Below are 16,447 nucleotides of genomic sequence, written 5' to 3' on the forward strand. Positions count from 1 at the left end.
TCTGTACTAACAAGTATCAGATTACCAAAATTATTAGAGAAACACTAGAAAAAGTGTGGGCACCAGGCTGGTTTTCATGTCCAATAACATCCTTTTGTTTTAGAACTTTTTAAAAGGGAATAGACATATAGGAATAATGACCTGCATTCATGATAAGGAGGATTTATTTTGATGAGTGAGAAAACAAACATAATTGAACAATCGCTAAAAGCGCTGCTGGAAGATGAGGATTTCCTTCCTGATTTGAAAGCTCAAACGAGAGACCAAGCTTTCAAATCATTAGTGTCGATCCTCTCGACACCGAACAAGATACATAAATCGTTCCTAAGGATTGCCTTAGAAAACGGAACCATCGTCCGCATCCCCTCATTTCGTATCCAGCACAACAATACACTAGGTCCCTATAAAGGAGGGATCCGCTTCCACCCATCTGTAAATGAAGAGGAAGTGTCCAACCTGGCCAAGCTTATGACACTGAAGAACGCGCTTCATGAGGTTCCTTTTGGCGGAAGCAAGGGTGGTGTCGTGATTAACCCGAAAGACTACACCCCGAAAGAATTGAATTTAATCTGTAAGAAATTTGTGCAATATAATAATGATATTCTCGGTCCTGATAAAGACATTCCTGCCCCTGATGTGGGCACGGGAGACCGTGAGATGGATTGGATGATGGCAGAGTATAAGAACACTCACCCAGGTGAACCTTACAGAGGAAGCTTTACCGGTAAAAGCATTATTAACGGAGGGTCATTGGGACGCCGAGAAGCGACAGGAAAGGGTGTCTACTTTACCTTCCGTTACATGATGCACAATTTTCTTAACGACAATAAACAATGGCTCAAGAAAACGGATAATATTTTTGCCAAAACGGCTTTAGATCATGCAGACCGTAAACTGACTATGGCTGTTCAAGGATTTGGAAACCTTGGATCTGTTGGTGCTCTTGAAGCCTACCAGTGTAATTACATGCAAAATCAGATTGTTGCAGTGAGTGATCATAATGTTATGCTTTATAACTCAGATGGGCTTGATATTCCTGCGTTAAACAGCTATGCCAAAGAGCATGATGGGGAGCTGCCGACGACAGAGGAGGAACTCGCAGCCAGCGACATTAAAGCAACAGTCCAAAATCGGGATGACTTATTAGAGCTTGATGTCGATGTGCTCATGCTCGCTGCTCTGGAGGATCAAGTCCATGATCGCAATATGGACCAGATTAAAGCGCGAATTATTATCGAGGGGGCGAATGCTCCGATTACAGAAGAAGCGGATGAATATCTAAGTGACAAGGGTGTATTAATCGTGCCGGATATTCTAGCGAATGCCGGTGGTGTAATTGTTTCTTATCTAGAATGGATTCAAGGTCGTGAGACGCAATTCTATAAGGAAGAAGAAATTTACGACCTTCTTTTTGATAAAATGAAAACGACGATGGACACCATTCTGCCGCAGTTCTTTGGCGATCCGTTCGCACTAAGACAGAATTGTTATATTCATTCTGTTATGAAGCTTTCTACGGTAATGTTTCGACAAGGCAAACTGTATTAAAATGGGCACAAACCTCTTGGATTTCGAATATAGAAATTCAAGAGGTTTTTTATAAAAAAGTCTGCTTATACTAAGAAGCGAGCTCTATTGTTGACGAAGTATGGTTCACCTTGTATGATCTTATAGGTAACTAATCCGACTTTACTAATAGGGATTGAATATAAAGAGGAGGAAAACGAATGAAGAAATTTGGCGCAATGATGATTATGTCCTTATTAATACTTATTCTAGCTGCTTGTGGATCAGGCGCGTCTGAGAATAGTGGAGACGAAGCAGCAAGTGATCAATCTTTACTCGACCAAATTAAAGAAAAAGGGGTCCTGACGATAGGAACAGAAGGTACCTATGCCCCATATACCTTTCATAATGATGAGGGCGAACTGACTGGATACGATGTTGAGGTGGCCCGTGAAATTGCGAAACGGATGGGCGTTGAAGCTGAATTTAAAGAAACAAAATGGGATGCAATGTTTGCCGGGTTAAACAGTGATCGGTTTGATATGATCGCAAACCAGGTAGGAATTAAACCCGACCGTGAAGAGAAGTACAATTTTTCTATTCCCTATACGTACACATCTGCTGTGCTTGTAACTAGTAAAAATAATGAAGAAATTAAAAGCTTTGAAGACCTGAAAGGCAAGACGTCAGCACAATCCCTGACAAGTAATTACTCAGCGATTGCTAAAAGCCATGGGGCTGAGATTGAAAGTGTAGAAGGATTTAACCCAGCCATGCAGCTGCTTGCTAATGGGCGCGTAGATGCAACAGTAAACGATCGTCTGTCGGTGCTTGATTATTTGAATGAACAAGGGGAAGGCGCACCAGTTCAAATCGTCGATAAAAAGGAAGAAGCCTCTGAAACGGCGATGATGTTCCGTGAAAATAATCCTGAGCTCGTAGAAGCTGTAAACAAAGCGTTGAAAAGTATGAAAGAGGACGGAACACTAACAGAAATCTCAAAAAAATGGTTTAACGAAGATGTTTCAGTTAAGTAGTGTACTGCTGAGCCCGGAATCAATTGAAATCCTTAAGAACTCCTTTCTGCCCTTGTTGAAAGGAGTTCTTGCTTACACGATTCCATTGTCCTTGCTCTCTTTTTTCATTGGGCTGATATTAGCCGTAACCACAGCAATTCTGCGGATATCGGGAATTAAAGTGTTAAGCGGAATTGCACGTGTTTACGTGTCCATTATCCGCGGAACCCCGCTTCTTGTGCAATTATTTATCGTGTTTTTCGGACTAGGCTCACTTGGTATTGAATTTTTGAAGTTTGATCCTTTTGTAGGTGCTTTAATCGCATTTTCCTTAAACACGGGGGCGTACGCATCTGAGACGATTCGTGCCTCTATTCTATCGATCGATAAAGGACAATGGGAGGCTTCTTCTTCGATTGGAATGTCCAATTTCCAGTCCCTAAGGCGTGTCATCCTGCCACAAGCAACCCGTGTTTCGATTCCGCCGTTGTCCAACTCGTTCATCGGACTGGTTAAAGAGACATCACTTGCTTCGACGATTCTGGTAAGTGAGATGTTTAGAAAAGCGCAGGAAATTGTGGCCACCACCTATGAGCCATTGCTCGTTTATATGGAGGCTGCCGTAATTTACTGGGTGATTTGTTTCATTCTGTCCCTTGTTCAAGATCAAATCGAAATTCGATTAAATCGTTATGTGAAAACGTAAGGAGATTTATCTATGCTAACCATGGACCATATTTATAAACAATTTGGGGACCTCGTTGTATTAAAGGACATTAGTCTCAATGTTGAGCAGGGAAAGGTGGTTGTCATTATTGGACCTTCGGGTTCTGGGAAAACCACGCTGCTGCGGTGCCTAAACGTTCTGGAACGACCTGAAAGCGGCTCCGTGACCATCGACCAGCAAACCTTGAACTTTACGAAGAAACTTACGAAAAAACAAATCCGTGATTTCCGCAAGCAGTCTGGCATGGTTTTTCAAACGTACAATCTTTTCCCACACTTAAGTGTGATTCAGAACGTCATGGAAGGACCTGTGACCGTGCAGAAAGTGGATAAAAACAAGGCACGTGACAAGGCTGCGGAATTGCTGACAAAAGTAGGTCTTCAGGAAAAAATGTATGAATATCCCTACAAGCTTTCAGGTGGACAACAGCAGCGTGTCGGCATTGCCCGGGCGATGGCAATTGATCCGAAGGTCATGCTGTTTGACGAACCAACTTCAGCCCTTGACCCAGAGCTTGTCGGTGAAGTCTTAAGAGTTATGAAAGGACTTGCTAACGAAGGGAGAACAATGGTTGTCGTTACCCATGAAATGAAATTTGCCAAAGAAGTCGCCGATGAGGTGATCTTTATGGACGATGGAGTTATTGTTGAACGCGGCGCCCCTTCTGTTTTGTTTGAACATCCAAAGGAGCAGCGAACTCGACAGTTTCTCAATATGATCAATCAGTAGAGGTGGCTAATTTGGCTGCCTCTTTTTTTACCGTTGAAGTAAAGTTGCTTTCAGTCGATCCGGATCATAAATTAGAAAATAAGCTCATAAAAGGGAAAAAGGCGCTCATGAATTTAAAGAAACGCTTACTTTTTACTCCTAAACGCTCACACTAGAATTGTTGGAGAGAGTTCGAATCGCTTTACCGCTTAGAGCCATTGACTTAAACTAAATGAAATAAGACATACAACAAAAGAGGGATTGTACTTTGAAGCCTATACATAGCGATATTTTACAATTTAGAGGGACACATTATGATTTCGGCTATCAGCAAGGTGAGCAGTTGAAAGGCTCGTTGACGGTCAAAAACCGTGAGAAGCAATGGAAAGTAAGGAAACCGCGGTTTAGTGTGAAGGAAACGGAAGTCAGGGAGGCGATCAGTCGCTTTGCTCCAGGTCTCTGGGATGAGCTATTGGGTCTGAGTGATGCTTTAGAATGGCCGATGGAGCGGGTGATGATGGAATTCGGTGGTTACCGGGTTGATTATAAGCGCTCTGGCTGCTCCATTATGACAGGGGACGGGTATATGATCCGAAACTATGATTATATGCCAAAAACCTACGAAGGCCGCTATAGTTTCTTTCAACCGACAGACACAGGCTATGCTATTGCTGGTCCCACTCAGCGCATTACCGGACGAATGGATGGGATGAATGAAAAAGGACTGACGCTCGGTTACAATTTCATGCACCGAAAAAAGCCCGGAGATGGATTTATCTGCTGTGCGATTGGCAGGCTCGTGCTAGAATCTTGTGCGACGGTCGAGGAAGCTGTAGCCATGCTTCAGGAAATTCCCCATCGTCATTCGTTCAGCTACACTGTTTTTGGCAAAAGTGATCAAACCTATGTTATTGAAGCTTCTCCTCGGGGAGTGGAGGTTCGTCAAGCCAACGTCTGTACGAATCATTTTGAAATCCTGACAAAAGAAAATCGTAACCATCTTGCCGATTCCATGAGGCGGATGGAATCGATAAATAGCCAGCGTGGTCAGCTTGCTGGGGCCTATGATGCATTTCGATTGATGAATGATACCGATAAAGGAGTCTTTTCGAAGCAATACAGGAATTGGGCGGGAACCATTCATACATCTGGTTATTTGCCAAAAGAAATGAAAACGTGGTTTGCGCTTGGAGGAGACACCGAGCCTGTTGAGCTTGACTTTGGCAAGTGGCTCAATGGGGAAGCCCTTGAATTGGATCGGATCCATGGGGAAGTGGATACGGATATTCCGTTTGTTCATATCGATGAGGGGGCGTATTGGACAGGAAGAAAATAACCAAGTCACTTTTAGTGAAAAGAAGGAAGCACGTTCACAGCCAGTGAACGTGTTTTTCCTTTTTTTAAAAAAAGTGATTACAGAGCCCTCCTTCACCTCGGCCGGAACTACAAGATCGTTGCTTATAATGTTAGGGGGACCTGCTTCTGAATAATTTGAAGAAAATAACCGAGCTGTTTCTGCAAGCGTTGGTCACAGTCCTCATCGGTAATTGGACGGGAAGGTTTAGACTTATCAATCTGATCATCCAGTAAATAAACACCTTTAAGATTTTGTCCCTTTAACGTAGCCAGCAAAGGTTTAAGCGCGTATTCAATGGCGAGTAAATGAGATTTACTGCCGCCGCTCATAATGGGAAGAACGGGCGTATCCTTTAAGACATCCTGTGGCAATAGATCGATGAGGGCTTTAAGGATTCCAGAGTAGGACGCTTTATATACGGGTGAAGCAACGATGACACCTTTTGCTTGTTGGATCGTTTCCGCAATTTCCCCAATTGCCTCACTATCGAAACGGGCATAAAATAAATCCTCAGGCGAAACACTACGAACTGAAATTTTCGTTGTAGATAACCCTTCCTCAACTACCAATTGATTTAAGTAATCTAAAACCTTTTCTGATCTAGACTGCTCCGAGGGGCTGCCTGACAATAATACGATTTCGCTCATATGACAACTTCCTTTCTATTAAATCATAATGTGCTGCTTTCATTCATAGGAAAATATCCATACACATATAAAAACCCTCTTTTCTTGTAATGAGAAAAGAGGGTTTAACGGTTCATTCCGCTCTTATCTCCCAAGAATTAAATCTTGCTGGACGGAGCACCTTCCTGACAGCAGTCAGAGGTTGCTGAAGCTTCGCAGGGCCAGATCCCTCAGCTTCTCTGGATAAGAATTTTTAATTTGAGTCTAATCGTAATATGAACTCACTGTTATTGTCAATGAATAATCAGAAAAAAGATTAAAATCAGAAACTTATGTGACTTATTACAGGTATCGTAAAAGGTTCTAAATAATCATTGAATTCTGAAAAGTCACCTAGTAAACTAAACTGGACCATCCACTTACCCTGTCCAATAATTTATGAAAGGGTCGAGAAAATGAACGGATCTCCCGTTAGAAAAAAACGTGTCTATCACATGATCGTAGAACAAATCAAAAATTGTATTAAAAGGGGGGAAGTTTTACCTGGGGAGAAAATGCCTTCAGAGAGAACGCTGGCTTCCAGATTGTCTGTATCGAGGACCTCTGTGAAAGAGGCATACAGTGTGCTGGAGTCGTCCGGTATCGTTGAAATCAGGCAAGGAAGTGGTGTTTATCTTTTAATAAATAACGTGGAAGATATTATGAATAAGCTCCAAGCCCTTATTCGTGGACAGTCGGCTAACATGATTGATCTTATGGAATTGCGACAGGCCTTAGAAGTGGATATTGCTTATTACGCAGCTTATAGGAGGGGGCAGCAGGATATTGTGAAGTTAGAACAATCCTATCTCCAGCTGGAACAAGCCGTGTTTACTAATAGGTTGGCTGCTGAAGAAGACTTGGCTTTTCACATGAACATTGCTAAGGTTGCAAGAAATTATTTACTGGCTCAAGTTATGAACATGGTCTCAGACCAGGTATTAATTGGACTGGAAGACAGTCGGGCCCGTTCATTGGATGTGCCGGGGCAAAGTGAACAAATCTTACAGGAGCACCGGGCCATCTATCAATCGATCAAAGACGGTCACCCCAGTTCTGCCAGTGCAGCGATGAGAAAACATCTTGAAAATGTTAAACAACGGTATTTATAATATTCTTTTTTGAAAACGATTACAATGGAGGGATGGTTGTGAGTTCAGAAGCACATTCTCATGAGAAAATGCATACAGAGATTCCAAAAGCTCCCACGACGATCGGGGGAAAGTTAAAAACAGTAGGACCAGGGATTGTTACGGCTGCTACAGGCGTAGGTACTGGTGACCTGGTCGCAGCACTTGTCGCTGGCGTTTCATTCGGGACCACCTTGATTTGGGCGATTATCGTCGGTGCAATTCTTAAATTCTTTTTAACAGAAGGAATGGGACGCTGGCAATTGGCAACAGGAAAGACCATTTTAGAAGGCTGGCGTTCGATGGGAAAATGGGCAACAGGTTACTTTGGCGTTTATTCTATTCTCTGGGGGTTCAGTTATGGGGCGGCAGCCATGACGACTTCTGCGCTGATGATGGTCACTATGTTTCCCATCATGCCTTTGTGGGCATGGGCCATGATTCATGGTATTGCCGGGCTTTTAATTGTTTTGACAGGCCGTTACGATATATTTGAACGAGTGATGACTGTATTGGTAGGGGTCATGTTTGTAACGGTCGTGGGATCAGCGATCATGATCGCGCCAGACCTTGGAAATATATTAAGTGGAACGATTCCGCGTTTCGACAGTGGATCCTTCTTACTTGTACTGGGCTTGCTCGGCGGTGTGGGCGGTACCATTACGATGGCTGCATATGGTTATTGGATTCGCGAGAAAAATTGGCAAGGAAAATCGTGGATTTCGATGATGAGAATTGATACGTCCGTTGCTTATATCATTACAGCCATTTTTACAACATCACTGCTCGTGATCGGTGCTGAATTTTTATACGGAACGGGGGTTGAAATCAACGGAGAGGAAGGGCTTGTAACGTTAGGCTCAATCTTTAGTTCTGAGTTTGGAAATGTCGCCCGCTGGTTGTTTTTAATTGGTGCTTGGTCGGCTGCCTTTTCATCCTTACTGGGTGTTTGGAACGGGGTTCCTTATTTGTTCGCCGATTTCATGAGACTTGTCCGTAAACGGAACATGGACACGCCAGTGTCAGAAAAAGAACCCGCTTACCGCTTCTACTTACTATGGCTGACATTCCCGCCAATGCTTTTGCTATTCTTTGATAAACCGGTAGGAATTGTTATTGCTTATGGAGCCTTAGGGGCTTTGTTTATGCCATTCTTAGCTATTTCATTGTTGACATTGTTAAATTCCAAACGAGTGGAAGAGGTCTATCAGAATGGCTGGATCACAAATGCTGTATTAGTCGGGAGCTTGTTGTTGTTTGGGTATTTAGGTGTTGTGGAACTTATTAATTTGTTTTAGTAAAGGAGAAGCAGATAAATGATGTATGACTATACGATAATCGGAGCTGGAATCGTAGGTTTGTCTGTAGGGATGGAGCTGACGAGGCACTATCCGAATGCCCGGGTTCTAATTGTTGAAAAGGAATCAGCTATTTCGGCTCATCAAACGGGAAGAAACAGCGGAGTCATTCACTCTGGGATTTACTACAAACCAGGCAGTTTAAAGGCAAAGCTGGCTCGTACAGGCAACCAGCAAATCGTAGACTTTTGTAAAAAACACAACATTGAGCATGACATTTGCGGTAAAGTAATTGTCGCTACAAATCAGAAAGAGCTTCCGTTGCTTGAAAATCTTTATGAACGGGGCTTGCAAAATCACTTGGACGTGGAAAAGATCTCACCGAAAGAGCTTAAAGAAATAGAACCACATGTCAACGGAATTGCAGCGATCCGGATCCCGAGTACTGGTATTGTCAATTACCAGCAGGTCGCGAAAGTATTTGCAGAACAAATTCAACAAAATGGCGGGCAAATTATGTTGGATACAGAGGTCCGAGATATGACGGATGGTGTAGATGGAGTTGAACTCCACACCAACCAGGGGATCTTCCAGAGTCGGTCCCTCATTAACTGTGGCGGTTTATTCAGTGACCGGATTGCTCAAATGGCCGGTATTAAAACGGACATGAGAATCATTCCGTTTCGCGGGGAATATTTTGAGTTAAAGCCTGAGAAGCACCATCTTGTTCAAAACCTGATCTACCCGGTTCCTAATCCAGATTTTCCTTTCCTGGGGATTCATTTTACAAGAATGCTGGATGGACGGGTTCTGATCGGTCCTAATGCTGTTCTGAGCTTTAAACGGGAGGGATACAGCAAAAAGGACTTTGAAATGAAAGATTTTATCGAATCGGCTACTTATCCGGGGCTGCTTAAATTAGCTGGCAAAAATGCGACGGAAGGGTTAAAAGAGATGTATCGTTCTTATAGTAAGAAAGCACTGGTTAAGGAGGTTCAGCGGTTTATTCCTGAAATCGGTGAAGATGATATTGTTCCGGGAAGAGCGGGGGTTCGTGCCCAGGCTCTTGACTCTGACGGGCATTTGATTGATGACTTTATGATGATCCAGGACAAGCGAATGATCCACGTATGTAATGCGCCCTCTCCAGCTGCCACGGCATCGATCGAAATCGGCCGTGAGATCGTCTCGCGTGTGGGGAAAAATGAGCAAGGAACGGTAAGTTACTAATGGATATTTTGAAAGGCCAGTAGAATTTCCTGGCCATTCTCATGTTGAAGTTTATCGATAATTGACATTTCTGATAAACTGAATGGTAGACTGAGATATGAAAGGCCTTTCAAAGGAGAGAACATCTACATGAAGAACACACTACGAATCGCCGGCGCTTACGTCGGTATCATTATTGGAGCAGGATTTGCTTCAGGGCAGGAAATTGTCCAATTTTTCACAAGTTTTGGGTTATGGGGGATTATCGGAGCAGTTATAACTATTGCCTTATTTGCGTTTATCGGGATGCAACTCATACAGTTGGGGTCGCATTTACAGGTCTCCTCCCATAAAAAAGTCATCCGGCATATTTGCGGAAAATACTTAGGTCCAGTTGTCGATATTACGTTGACATTCTTTTTGTTTGGGGTGGCTACCATTATGGTCGCTGGCAGTGGTTCGATCTTCGAACAGCAATTTGGGATGTCACCCTTAGTAGGTAATATCTTAATGGTCATTTTATCTACCCTGACTCTTTGTCTAAATACAGACAAGGTGATTTCAGTGATTAGTTTAATCAGTCCCTATATGTTGACACTGATTATTATCATCACGATTTATTCTTTCTTTACCAGTAACGCCGAACTATCGGAATTGGAAAGTACTGCGTTGGCCCAGCCATCAGCAGCCTCGCATTGGCTGCTTAGTGCACTGTTGTATGTCGCCTTTAATATTGCGGTAGGTTTTTCTATGATGACACTAATCGGTTCTACTGCCAAGGATAGTAAATCGGCTGGCCGTGGGGCTGTTCTAGGCGGAATTTGCCTTGGCGTTTTAGTTGTTCTTATCAATTTAGGAATCTATGCAAATATCAATCGATTGCAAGGGATTGACATGCCGACATTGTTGTTGGCTTCTGATATATCACCTGTCGTAGGAATTCTGATGTCGATTGCGCTGCTTTCGATGATCTTCAACACAGCGGTTGGCATGCTGTATTCATTTACCGCACGATTTGTTGAAGCAGATACACCAAAGTTCAGAGGTGCGGTAGTTGTGGTAGGGCTTCTATCTTTTGCAGCAAGTTTGGTAGGATTTACTGATCTTGTCAGCACCGTATACCCATTGATGGGCTATCTAGGATTCATTTTGATCGGCGGGGTAACGATCTCCTGGGTACGGTCTAAGAAGCAGCCGGCCCCGGTGGCTGCTGAGGAATAAGAATTCTACACGCGCTATCGTAAGTGAAGTTTCCGCAGATGTAGTATATGAAAATTAGGAGATGCATTCAGTAGAAAAATGCATGGGAAGCCGAAGCAATGGGAGACCTTGCTTCGGCTTTCCTTATATGATTCTTGTTAGGATAAGGGGGGATTTGTATGGGAACATCTGAACAACTTGGAAAGGAAATAATTTCAAGGTTTTCTACCTGTATTGATGTGCCTATTAACCTAATGGATCCTATTGGCAGAACCGTCGATGAGCTTAATCAGCAGTATTCATGGCCACCGCTTTATCTTACGGGTTATTTACCTGACATCCCCTCTTGACGCCAACCCCCTGACCAAAAGAAGGTCATCACCCTGCCCTCTAGGTAGATTAAGCGAATAATGTGCAGAGCGGCGAATACAGTTTGTACAAGAGGCTTACATTGAGGGGAGTATGATGACACAATACAATACGGGATTTTACAAGGAGTTAATCAACCGTTCTATCCACGATAAAGTGTTTGATATGGCTGCACAGCTGGCTTATTATTTACTGCTCGCACTGTTTCCATTTTTAATTTTAATGTTCAGTTTGTTAAGCTTTCTGCCCATTTCAGTTCAATCCGTCTTAAACTTGGTCAGGCCGTTTGCCCCACAAGGTTCTATGCAGTTGATTGAAAACAACTTATATCATGTACTTGAGGTAACAAGGGGAGACTTATTATCACTGAGTATGGTGATGACCGTTTGGTTGTCAGCATTAGGGACCAACGCCTTGATTCGTACACTAAATAGTGCCTATCGGGTAGAAGAAAGCAGATCCCCCATTAAATCGCTGGTGGTAGCCATTATGCTTACAGTCGGAATGATTGTCAGTATAATTATTTCTTTATTGTTATCAGTTTTTGGAAAAGAAATTGGGCTGTACATTTTTTCTCATGCAGGATTATCCACTGCCTTTTTACCTGACTGGAATGTGCTGCGGTGGTCTCTCAGCTTTTTTATTTTAATTTTGTTATTTGCCTGCTTATACTTTGTGGCCCCAAATGAGAAACTGCGTGTAAGAGATATCATCCCTGGTACGCTATTTGCTGCGATTGGGTGGCAGCTGGCTTCGCTTGGATTTTCTTATTATGTAGGAGTCAGCAATTATTCTCTCATCTATGGAAACCTTGGGACCATCGTCGTTCTGATGGTTTGGCTCTATCTCTCTTCATTGATGATCCTGCTTGGCGGCGAAATCAATGCCATAGTAAGGAGCGGCAGGATAAGGGTAATGTAATTATTGAAGAGGTTCACAAAGCCATTATAAGAGAGGACCGGGCGGCCACGGTCCTCTTTTCATTATGAAATGTTTTCTTTAACCTCTTTCATTTGATCAAGGTGACGCAATTCATGCCAGCCGATAAATTCCACCCACTGAACAAGATTCATATCTCCGAATATTGGATGAGGGAAAGCTCGGTTTTTCAAGATCTCTTCCTCTTTATTATGGATTAAAAACATCGTGGCTTCCCTGCTTTTCTCTAACCCTTTTCTAGCATCCTCTATTGTATGAAACTCTCCTTTTGGCTGAACAGCTTCAGGTGCGGGTACTTTCTGGCTGCGATCTGGTGTATGGTGGACAGGTTTGTCACTGACCTGCTGCTCATCACCTTCTTTTAATGCTTTTCCTATTTGGTAAACAACAAGTTGTTCCATTAAATAGAGGTGTTCCAGTACTTCAAGGATCGACCAGGATTCTTGCCCTGGTTTTACGGTGGCCTGATCGTCGGAAATGTTCTTCACGAATTCAAGAACTTCCTGTCTCTTTTGATCTAATCCGTACATTTTAAACGTCCTTTCTAACAAGAGGATGTATTCATTTTACCATAAAAAGGGCAACTGTTTCTCTTTTAAACCAGACTGCTAGATTTGCTCGTAAACATGCCAGTTCGCATTATTGCAAGGTAAAGCCATCCCATCAAACAATGGGAGAATCAAGATAGTTTACTATGAAACGGAAGAGATAGAATCCTCATCCTGACTGGTATCTTTCTCATTTTTTTCCTGTTGTTTTCTAAAAATCGTAGCAATGATAGGACCGGATATATTATGCCACACACTGAAGATCGCACTCGGAACAGCCGCTAAAGGGCTGAAGTGGACAGAAGCCAGGGAAGCTCCGAGCCCGGAGTTCTGCATCCCCACTTCAATAGAAACTGCGCGCTGTTTTGCAGCAGGCATTTTAAATAATTTGCCGATACTGTAGCCAATGAGATAACCGAGCACATTGTGGAGCACAACGATCGCGAATATGGTCATCCCTGTCTCAGCTATTTGACTTTGACTGTCACTAATAACAGCCGCCACAATCGCAACAATAGCAGTAACCGAAACGAGAGGCAGGGCTTTCACGCCAGTCTGGACTTTGTTCCCTAATAATGCCTTTACCCCAAGTCCCAGTAGAATTGGAAACAGAACAATTTTGACGATGGACATAAACAACGCCCCTGCTGAGACGGGAAGCCACTGACTGGCAAACAACAATACGAGCGCAGGGGTGAGAAGAGGGGCAAGCAAGGTAGACACCGATGTGATGGATACAGACAAGGCTGTATCGCCTTTTGATAAATATGTCATAACGTTTGATGACGTTCCGCCAGGACAGCACCCTACTAAAATAACCCCAACCGCCACCTCAGGCGATACGGGCAGGATCGTAACGAGTAAGAAAGCGAGCAAAGGCATAATGGTAAATTGTGCACCTACGCCAATCGCCACATCTTTTGGTCGGCGAAATACTTCTTGAAAATCATGTTTAGATAATGTCAGCCCCATTCCAAACATGATAATTCCTAATAAGGGCACGATGTAAGGGACGATCCACGTAAAACCTGAAGGAAAAACGAAGGATAAGACCGCAAATAATAATACCCATATGGCAAATGTACTTCCTACAAAACTGCTGATTTTTTCTAATGTTTTCATACTATTCCTCCTTTTCGAATGAATTATTTTCAGATTATACTATATCCTCAGTTAATTCACTTAGGAAAAATAAGAAAAAAACCAGTTTAGAAAATAATTACGGGGAAGACGGAAGGAAGCCAAGAAGGCAAGCAGCAGAAAAGGGGCGTTGTTCTTTGGCTTCCATAGTTATTTCCCCCCTCTAAATAAAGAAAAGAGCAGACCATTTAGGCCTGCTCTGAAGATATGTGTATAACTAGTTGCTTACGTGACTAATGTCTGTTTCCACGGGCTCTTCTGGCAGACCGTGTTTTTTCTCTGTTTCCGTTACGACAACGGCACAAGCTGCATCACCTGTAATGTTGATCGCTGTACGAGTCATGTCAAGAAGGCGGTCAATCCCGATAATTAATGCAATACCTTCAACTGGCAGTTGTACCTGGTTAAGAACCATGGCCAGCATGATCAGTCCCACACCTGGGACTCCTGCTGTCCCGATACTAGCGAGTACGGCGGTGACTACAACCATAATCAGTTGCGAGAACGCCAAATCACTTCCATACACTTGAGCAATAAAGATAGTGGCTACCCCTTGCATGATGGCAGTCCCATCCATGTTAATAGTGGCCCCTAACGGTTGAACAAAACCGCTGATTGATTTCGGAACACCTAAGTTTTCCTGGGCTGTTTTCATCGAAATTGGCAGTGTGGAGCTACTGCTTGACGTACTAAATCCAACCGTTGCTGCAGGGAAGAAGCCTTTGAAGAAACGGATCGGATTCATTTTACCGATTAAGGAAACAGCTCCACCATACACAACAAATGCATGGATAAATAATGCGAGTAAGACGACTAACATATAGGCGGCCATCGCTTTGGCACCATCTAGTCCCATTTGACCAATGGCCGAAGCTAGTAAACCGAAGGCACCGTATGGAGCGAATCGCATAATTAGGTTAACAAGAAACATCATAATTTCATTACCTTGTTCAATAACCTTCGTTACACCATCCACCTTTTTGCCAAGCATTGTTAGCGCAAACCCAATAAAAATGGAGAAGGCAATAATTTGCAGCATATTCCCTTCTGCCATTGCCTGGATAGGGTTAGTAGGAATAATACCTGTGAATGTTTCGACAACTGACGGTGCCTGCTGACTTTCGTATTCGGCTCCAGACGTGTCAATCCCTGAGTTCCCAGGCTCGAACAGGTAGGCTAATCCAATTGCAATGGAAATAGCAATTGTTGTGGTTACCAGGAAAAAGGCAACTGTTTTCGTCCCTATTCTTCCTAGTTTCTTCGGATCTCCTAAAGAGGCGACACCGAGAGTGATAGAGAAAAACACGATTGGCACAACTAACATTTTAATTAAGTTTAGAAAGATTGTACCAAGTGGACTGAATACATAAGCATCTAAAGTATCAAATAAGTCCGGTGCAAAAAAATGCAAAATTAGACCGACGACAGCACCTAGAGCAAGTCCGATTAAAATCTTGGCTGTTAATTTCATACATTTACCCCCTTAGGTATATTATTGAGAGCGTTTGCTTAAACAATTATATTGCCTCTCAGCTGGTGGTATGTGTCATGGAGTTAAGTTAAATCGAATGTTTTGAAGAAACCTGTATGTTGGTGACACATAACAGGAATAACCGTAAGCGTGTTTGCAAAGGCTTGGCAGCTTCTGAGGAGAAGCTGCCAAGTTATAGTAAGGATTTGTCACGGCAGGAATATAATTTATATGGTGGCGATCATGCTTTTGTGTAAATATAAATAAAACATCTTCAAATTAACTCACTCATCCGCCTGGCAAGCTTCTCATAGGGCAAAAACCTTGCTCAAACAGCTTAACGACACTTTCCCTTAATTATAAACTATCATAATTATATGTTTACATAAAGACAAAAAATTTTCCAAAATCACTTAATTCCTAATAAAACAGCATTTTTTGATAGATTTTCTGCAAAAACGATAGAATTTGCCCCCTTATATAGATAAAATTGGATTTCTTTGATTATTTATGGAATCCTTCACCCAGAAGTGAGAAAATTACAGAAAGAACTTGAAGGAGATTTGGTACATATGAATAACGATTGTCCATTTTGTCAGATTGGTCTTGATCCAGAACAACAGATTATTTTTGAAAATAAAACCTGTTATTTTATCCAAAAACCTTCTGAGCAGGAAATTCTGGAGGGAAGCGGACTGGTTATTCCGAAGACACATACCCAAACAGTGTTTGAATTGTCAGCGGAACAGTGGAGGGATTCGCAGGATTTGTTGAAAAAAGCAAAGGATTATCTGGACCACTTCCATTCTCCAGACGGGTACAGTGTCGGATGGAACACTGGGGAGGTAGGCGGTCAGTCGATCCCTCATGCCCATTTACACGTAATTCCTAGATATAAGGATGAACCATATGCGGGCAAGGGAATCCGGTACTGGATTAAACAACCCAGTAATTCACGCCAGTTATCTAAAGAGATGAGATCGCAATGACTGGTGTGAAGCGAGGTCTCCACACATATTTGCTTATAGCAAGCTAGTTTAATAGCCTCATATTTACTAGTTGTGCCCCTCAAGAATCTCAGAAAATAGTGTCTTATCCTCTAAAACTGATAAAAAATAAGAAGATAATGAATTGAATAGCAAGATTCGCTTTTTTTCTACAAAT

Annotated in this window: 17 protein-coding genes and 1 riboswitch; of the genes, 13 read left to right on the forward strand and 4 right to left on the reverse strand. The window is 42.7% G+C overall.

Annotation, left to right across the window (positions count from 1 at the left end):
- Positions 1 to 171 precede the first annotated feature (171 nt).
- From P9989_RS04965 to P9989_RS04985, 5 genes are all read left to right on the forward strand, one after another.
- Positions 172 to 1,548, forward strand: a complete 1,377-nt coding sequence (locus tag P9989_RS04965) for a Glu/Leu/Phe/Val family dehydrogenase (RefSeq protein WP_283077703.1) — start codon at positions 172 to 174, stop codon at positions 1,546 to 1,548.
- A gap of 179 nt (positions 1,549 to 1,727) precedes the next feature.
- Positions 1,728 to 2,543, forward strand: a complete 816-nt coding sequence (locus P9989_RS04970) for an amino acid ABC transporter substrate-binding protein (protein ID WP_283077704.1) — start codon at positions 1,728 to 1,730, stop codon at positions 2,541 to 2,543.
- Positions 2,527 to 3,228 (forward strand): ABC transporter permease subunit, encoded by a 702-nt coding sequence (locus P9989_RS04975; RefSeq protein WP_283077705.1) that lies wholly within the window; start codon positions 2,527 to 2,529, stop codon positions 3,226 to 3,228. Before P9989_RS04970 ends, P9989_RS04975 begins: the two co-directional genes overlap by 17 nt.
- 12 nt (positions 3,229 to 3,240) lie before the next feature.
- On the forward strand, positions 3,241 to 3,978 hold the full coding sequence (locus P9989_RS04980) for an amino acid ABC transporter ATP-binding protein (RefSeq protein ID WP_283077706.1): 738 nt from the start codon (positions 3,241 to 3,243) through the stop codon (positions 3,976 to 3,978).
- Positions 3,979 to 4,225: 247 nt separating this feature from the next.
- Positions 4,226 to 5,293: a C45 family autoproteolytic acyltransferase/hydrolase gene (locus P9989_RS04985; RefSeq protein WP_283077707.1), complete on the forward strand. Its 1,068-nt coding sequence runs from the start codon at positions 4,226 to 4,228 to the stop codon at positions 5,291 to 5,293.
- Positions 5,294 to 5,415: 122 nt separating this feature from the next.
- Here P9989_RS04985 and ssuE read toward each other — a convergent pair whose 3' ends face one another.
- Positions 5,416 to 5,961, reverse strand: coding sequence for an NADPH-dependent FMN reductase (ssuE, locus tag P9989_RS04990; RefSeq protein ID WP_283077708.1), 546 nt, complete (start codon positions 5,959 to 5,961; stop codon positions 5,416 to 5,418).
- Positions 5,962 to 6,081: 120 nt separating this feature from the next.
- Positions 6,082 to 6,190, reverse strand: a riboswitch (SAM riboswitch).
- A gap of 244 nt (positions 6,191 to 6,434) precedes the next feature.
- Between ssuE and P9989_RS04995 the strand changes: the two genes are divergently transcribed.
- The 6 genes from P9989_RS04995 (at position 6,435) to P9989_RS05020 (ending at position 12,106) form a co-directional block, all read left to right on the forward strand.
- On the forward strand, positions 6,435 to 7,091 hold the full coding sequence (locus P9989_RS04995; protein WP_283077709.1) for a FadR/GntR family transcriptional regulator: 657 nt from the start codon (positions 6,435 to 6,437) through the stop codon (positions 7,089 to 7,091).
- A 38-nt stretch (positions 7,092 to 7,129) separates the two neighbouring features.
- Positions 7,130 to 8,407 (forward strand): Nramp family divalent metal transporter, encoded by a 1,278-nt coding sequence (locus P9989_RS05000; protein WP_346274891.1) that lies wholly within the window; start codon positions 7,130 to 7,132, stop codon positions 8,405 to 8,407.
- Between the two features lie 21 nt (positions 8,408 to 8,428).
- Positions 8,429 to 9,637 (forward strand): L-2-hydroxyglutarate oxidase, encoded by a 1,209-nt coding sequence (gene lhgO / locus P9989_RS05005; RefSeq protein ID WP_283078841.1) that lies wholly within the window; start codon positions 8,429 to 8,431, stop codon positions 9,635 to 9,637.
- A 129-nt stretch (positions 9,638 to 9,766) separates the two neighbouring features.
- Entirely contained in the window at positions 9,767 to 10,837 is a 1,071-nt protein-coding gene (locus P9989_RS05010) for a YkvI family membrane protein (RefSeq protein WP_283077710.1), read from the forward strand.
- Between the two features lie 158 nt (positions 10,838 to 10,995).
- On the forward strand, positions 10,996 to 11,166 hold the full coding sequence (locus tag P9989_RS05015) for a hypothetical protein (RefSeq protein ID WP_283077711.1): 171 nt from the start codon (positions 10,996 to 10,998) through the stop codon (positions 11,164 to 11,166).
- Positions 11,167 to 11,281: 115 nt separating this feature from the next.
- The gene (locus P9989_RS05020) at positions 11,282 to 12,106 is read left to right on the forward strand and encodes a YihY/virulence factor BrkB family protein (protein WP_283077712.1); all 825 of its coding nucleotides are present in this window, start codon (positions 11,282 to 11,284) and stop codon (positions 12,104 to 12,106) included.
- Positions 12,107 to 12,168: 62 nt separating this feature from the next.
- On the opposite strand, the gene P9989_RS05025 is transcribed toward P9989_RS05020, so the two are convergent.
- From P9989_RS05025 to P9989_RS05035, 3 genes are all read right to left on the reverse strand, one after another.
- The gene (locus P9989_RS05025; RefSeq protein WP_283077713.1) at positions 12,169 to 12,654 is read right to left on the reverse strand and encodes a DinB family protein; all 486 of its coding nucleotides are present in this window, start codon (positions 12,652 to 12,654) and stop codon (positions 12,169 to 12,171) included.
- 162 nt (positions 12,655 to 12,816) lie between these two features.
- Positions 12,817 to 13,794 (reverse strand): bile acid:sodium symporter family protein, encoded by a 978-nt coding sequence (locus tag P9989_RS05030; RefSeq protein WP_283077714.1) that lies wholly within the window; start codon positions 13,792 to 13,794, stop codon positions 12,817 to 12,819.
- A gap of 235 nt (positions 13,795 to 14,029) precedes the next feature.
- Positions 14,030 to 15,283, reverse strand: coding sequence for a dicarboxylate/amino acid:cation symporter (locus P9989_RS05035; protein ID WP_283077715.1), 1,254 nt, complete (start codon positions 15,281 to 15,283; stop codon positions 14,030 to 14,032).
- A 116-nt stretch (positions 15,284 to 15,399) separates the two neighbouring features.
- Here P9989_RS05035 and P9989_RS05040 point away from each other — a divergent pair, with 116 nt between their 5' ends.
- Complete coding sequence (locus P9989_RS05040; RefSeq protein ID WP_283077716.1) at positions 15,400 to 15,540, forward strand: hypothetical protein; 141 nt, start codon at positions 15,400 to 15,402, stop codon at positions 15,538 to 15,540.
- Positions 15,541 to 15,855: 315 nt separating this feature from the next.
- Positions 15,856 to 16,272: an HIT family protein gene (locus P9989_RS05045; protein WP_283077717.1), complete on the forward strand. Its 417-nt coding sequence runs from the start codon at positions 15,856 to 15,858 to the stop codon at positions 16,270 to 16,272.
- The last annotated feature ends 175 nt before the right edge of the window (positions 16,273 to 16,447 follow it).

Source organism: Halobacillus naozhouensis (assembly GCF_029714185.1).
GTDB classification, from domain to species: domain Bacteria; phylum Bacillota; class Bacilli; order Bacillales; family Halobacillaceae; genus Halobacillus_A; species Halobacillus_A naozhouensis.

Bases quoted from the DNA above. Each gene is read 5' to 3' on its own strand.
- P9989_RS05045 (WP_283077717.1), top strand. From the start codon at position 15,856: ATGAATAACGATTGTCCATTTTGTCAGATTGGTCTTGATCCAGAACAA.
- P9989_RS05010 (WP_283077710.1), top strand. From the start codon at position 9,767: ATGAAGAACACACTACGAATCGCCGGCGCTTACGTCGGTATCATTATT.
- P9989_RS05015 (WP_283077711.1), top strand. From the start codon at position 10,996: ATGGGAACATCTGAACAACTTGGAAAGGAAATAATTTCAAGGTTTTCT.
- P9989_RS05020 (WP_283077712.1), top strand. From the start codon at position 11,282: ATGACACAATACAATACGGGATTTTACAAGGAGTTAATCAACCGTTCT.
- P9989_RS04975 (WP_283077705.1), top strand. From the start codon at position 2,527: ATGTTTCAGTTAAGTAGTGTACTGCTGAGCCCGGAATCAATTGAAATC.
- P9989_RS05025 (WP_283077713.1), bottom strand. From the start codon at position 12,654: ATGTACGGATTAGATCAAAAGAGACAGGAAGTTCTTGAATTCGTGAAG.
- P9989_RS04995 (WP_283077709.1), top strand. From the start codon at position 6,435: ATGATCGTAGAACAAATCAAAAATTGTATTAAAAGGGGGGAAGTTTTA.
- lhgO (WP_283078841.1), top strand. From the start codon at position 8,429: ATGTATGACTATACGATAATCGGAGCTGGAATCGTAGGTTTGTCTGTA.
- P9989_RS04965 (WP_283077703.1), top strand. From the start codon at position 172: ATGAGTGAGAAAACAAACATAATTGAACAATCGCTAAAAGCGCTGCTG.
- P9989_RS04980 (WP_283077706.1), top strand. From the start codon at position 3,241: ATGCTAACCATGGACCATATTTATAAACAATTTGGGGACCTCGTTGTA.
- P9989_RS05030 (WP_283077714.1), bottom strand. From the start codon at position 13,794: ATGAAAACATTAGAAAAAATCAGCAGTTTTGTAGGAAGTACATTTGCC.
- P9989_RS05035 (WP_283077715.1), bottom strand. From the start codon at position 15,283: ATGAAATTAACAGCCAAGATTTTAATCGGACTTGCTCTAGGTGCTGTC.
- P9989_RS05040 (WP_283077716.1), top strand. From the start codon at position 15,400: ATGTTGGTGACACATAACAGGAATAACCGTAAGCGTGTTTGCAAAGGC.
- ssuE (WP_283077708.1), bottom strand. From the start codon at position 5,961: ATGAGCGAAATCGTATTATTGTCAGGCAGCCCCTCGGAGCAGTCTAGA.
- P9989_RS04970 (WP_283077704.1), top strand. From the start codon at position 1,728: ATGAAGAAATTTGGCGCAATGATGATTATGTCCTTATTAATACTTATT.